This is a genomic window from Candidatus Methylomirabilota bacterium, from assembly GCA_035315345.1.
Classification (GTDB): Bacteria; Methylomirabilota; Methylomirabilia; order Rokubacteriales; family CSP1-6; genus CAMLFJ01.
This window is the reverse complement of the sequence record DATFYA010000196.1, coordinates 1-2,886: the sequence shown is the minus strand read 5'-3', so window position 1 is coordinate 2,886 and position 2,886 is coordinate 1. Positions and strand designations below refer to the sequence as shown.

Below are 2,886 nucleotides of genomic sequence, written 5' to 3'. Positions count from 1 at the left end.
AGCGGTCCGACTGCTGGCGGCGCCGCGTCTTGGCCCCCTTGGTCGGCTTGCCCCAGGGCGTCATGGGATGGTTGCCCTTGCCCCGACCCTCGCCGCCGCCCATCGGATGGTCCACCGGGTTCATCACGGTGCCGCGGACGGTGGGACGGAAGCCCTTCCACCGCACCCGTCCCGCCTTGCCGATCGAGATGTTCTCGTGGTCCAGGTTGCCGACCTGGCCGATGGTGGCCATGCAGTCGAGCTTCACCTGCCGCACCTCGCCGGAGGGCAGCTTGATGTTCGCGTGATCGCCTTCCTTGGCCAGCAGCTGGGCCAGGGTGCCCGCGCTGCGGCAGAGCTGACCGCCCTTGCCGGGCTGCAGCTCCACGTTGTGCACCAGCGTGCCGAGCGGGATGTTCCGGATCGGCAGGGCGTTGCCCGGCAGGATGTCGGCCTGCGGCCCCGACATCACCACGTCACCCGGCTTGAGGCCCAGGGGCGCGATGATATAGCGCTTCTCGCCGTCGCGGTAGTGCAGCAGGGCGATGCGGGCGGAGCGGTTCGGGTCGTATTCGATGCCGGCCACCTTCGCGGGGATCCCGAGCTTCTCACGCCGGAAGTCCACGTCGCGGAGCATGCGCTTGGCCCCGCCGCCCCGGTGCCGCACCGTGATGCGGCCGTAGACGTTGCGGCCGTTCGTCCGACCCTTGGGCCGGAGCAAGCTCTTCTCCGGCGTCTTCTTGGTGATCTCCTCGTTGGTGAGGAAGGACATGTAGCGCCGGGCGGGCGAGGTCGGCTTGACGGTGCGGATCCCCATGGCCCTATGCCCCCTCCACGAGCTCGATCTTGTGACCGGGGGCGAGCGTGACCATCGCCTTCTTCCAGCTGCGGCGCCGGCCCTCGAACTTCCCCATGCGCTTCCACTTCCCCTCGCGGGCCTGGGTGCGCACGTCGGCCACCTTCACGTTGAAGACCTTCTCCACCGCGTGGCGGATCTCCACCTTGTTGGCGTCCACCGCCACCTCGAAGGTGACCATGTTGTGCGCTTCCTTCTGCTGCATGCTCTTCTCGGTCATCAGCGGGCGAACGAGCACCGACCGGGGATCCCTCATGGCTCGAGCGTCTCCTGCAGGGTGAGCAACGCCGCCTTCTCGAAGACCACCCGCTCGCTTCGGATCACTTGATACACCGACGCGTGACCGGGCAGCTCCACCGACAGCCACGGCACGTTGCGCGAGGCGCGGGTCAGGGCGTCGTTCACCTCGGCCACGACGAGCAGGGTGGGCTGACCGTCGATGCCGAGCCCGCGCAGCCGCGTGGTCAGCGTCTTGGTCTTGGCCTCGGCCACCCCCAGCGACTCGATGACCGACAGCGAGCCGTCGCCGAGCTTCGCGGCCAGCGCCTCGCGGAGCGCGGCGCGGCGCATCGCCGAGGGCATCAGCTTGTCGTACTTCCGCGGGCGGGGACCGAACGGCTTGCCGCCGCCCTTCCACTGGGTCGCCCGGATCGAGCCTTGCCGCGCCCGGCCGGTACCCTTCTGCTTCCAGGGCTTGCGGCCTCCGCCGGAGACCTGGCTGCGCCCGCGGGTCGAGTGCGTGCCCGCCCGGCGCGCCGCGAGCTCTTTCACCACCGCCTGGTGCAGGAGCGGGACCCGGGGCGTGGCGCCGAACACCGCGTCGGACAGATCGAGCGTCTGCGACTTCCCCTTGCCGTCGAGGATGGGCACGCTGGGCATCGCTACTTGGCCTCTTTCGCCTTCTGCTGCTGCGCCTTGGTCTGCTTCACGCTCTTGCGCACCATCACGAGCCCGCCGATCGCGCCGGGAACCGCGCCGCGGAGCAGGACCAGATTCTGCTCGGGGATCACCCGCACCACCGCGACGTTCAGCACGGTGCGACGCTCGCCGCCCATGCGGCCCGGCAGGTGGTGGCCCGGCCACACCCGCGAGGGATCCGACGAGGCGCCGATGGAGCCGGGCGCCCGGTGGAACATCGAGCCGTGGGTCGCATCGCCGCCGGACCAGCCGTGACGCTTCACGCCACCCTGGAAGCCCTTGCCCTTCGTGTCCGCCACCACGTCCACCAGCTCGCCGGGGCTGAACAGGTCCACGGTCAGGGTCTGACCGACCTGGTACGCGCTCACCGCCTCCGTCTTCTGGAGCCGGATCTCGCGCAGTACGCGCATCGGAGAGGGCACCCCGGCCTTCTTGTACACGCCGGCCATCGCCTTGGTGGCATTCTTCTTCCGCGTTTCGAAACCGAGCTGGAGGGCGTCGTAGCCATGCGTGGGCCTGGTGCGAAGGCCCACCACCGTGCACGGCCCCGCCTCGACCACGGTCACCGGGATGAGACTGCCGTCGTCCCCGAAGACCTGGGTCATCCCCTTCTTGCGCCCGATCAACCCTTCCTTCATCGCCATGGCGAGGTTCTCTCTGAGGTTCTCTCTAGAGCTTGATCTCGACGTCGACACCGCTCGGCAGGTCGAGCTTCATCAGCGCATCCACTGTCTGCGGGGTCGGGTCCAGGATGTCGATGAGCCGCTTGTGCGTGCGCATCTCGAACTGCTCGCGCGAGGTCTTGTCCACGTGCGGCGAGCGCAGCACCGTCCACCGGTTGATGATGGTGGGCAGCAGCACCGGCCCGGTGACCCGCGCGCCGGTGCGGCGCACCGTCTCCACGATCTCCTTCATGGAGCGGTCGAGGAGGTTGTGGTCGTAGGCCTTCAGCCGGATGCGGATCTTCTGGTCGGCGCTGACGGTGACCATATGCTAGCCCACGATCTCCGAGACCACCCCGGCCCCCACCGTCCGCCCCCCCTCCCGAATCGCAAACCGCAGCTCCTTCTCCATCGCCACCGGCTGGATCAACTCGATCGCCATCGTCACGTTGTCCCCCGGCATCACCATCT

6 protein-coding genes are annotated in these 2,886 nt (G+C 68.8%); all 6 read right to left on the bottom strand.

The window, feature by feature from the left end:
* Positions 1-796 (bottom strand): 50S ribosomal protein L2 (gene rplB / locus VKN16_25655; protein HME97609.1); only part of this gene is annotated, 796 nt, incomplete at its 3' end.
* A 4-nt stretch (positions 797-800) separates the two neighbouring features.
* A complete protein-coding gene (rplW, locus tag VKN16_25650) occupies positions 801-1,091 on the bottom strand; it encodes a 50S ribosomal protein L23 (protein ID HME97608.1) in 291 nt (96 codons plus the stop codon).
* The gene (rplD, locus tag VKN16_25645; protein ID HME97607.1) at positions 1,088-1,714 is read right to left on the bottom strand and encodes a 50S ribosomal protein L4; all 627 of its coding nucleotides are present in this window, start codon (positions 1,712-1,714) and stop codon (positions 1,088-1,090) included. The genes rplW and rplD overlap by 4 nt, the downstream gene beginning before the upstream one ends.
* Positions 1,715-1,716: 2 nt before the next feature.
* Complete coding sequence (gene rplC / locus VKN16_25640) at positions 1,717-2,391, bottom strand: 50S ribosomal protein L3 (GenBank protein HME97606.1); 675 nt, start codon at positions 2,389-2,391, stop codon at positions 1,717-1,719.
* Between the two features lie 31 nt (positions 2,392-2,422).
* A complete protein-coding gene (gene rpsJ, locus VKN16_25635; GenBank protein ID HME97605.1) occupies positions 2,423-2,743 on the bottom strand; it encodes a 30S ribosomal protein S10 in 321 nt (106 codons plus the stop codon).
* Between the two features lie 3 nt (positions 2,744-2,746).
* Positions 2,747-2,886: elongation factor Tu (locus VKN16_25630; protein ID HME97604.1), on the bottom strand; the 140-nt coding region annotated here is incomplete at its 5' end.

Excerpts from the sequence above, each read along its gene's own strand:
- rplW (HME97608.1), bottom strand. The coding sequence starts at position 1,091 with ATGAGGGATCCCCGGTCGGTGCTCGTTCGCCCGCTGATGACCGAGAAG.
- rplC (HME97606.1), bottom strand. The coding sequence starts at position 2,391 with ATGAAGGAAGGGTTGATCGGGCGCAAGAAGGGGATGACCCAGGTCTTC.
- rplD (HME97607.1), bottom strand. The coding sequence starts at position 1,714 with ATGCCCAGCGTGCCCATCCTCGACGGCAAGGGGAAGTCGCAGACGCTC.
- rpsJ (HME97605.1), bottom strand. The coding sequence starts at position 2,743 with ATGGTCACCGTCAGCGCCGACCAGAAGATCCGCATCCGGCTGAAGGCC.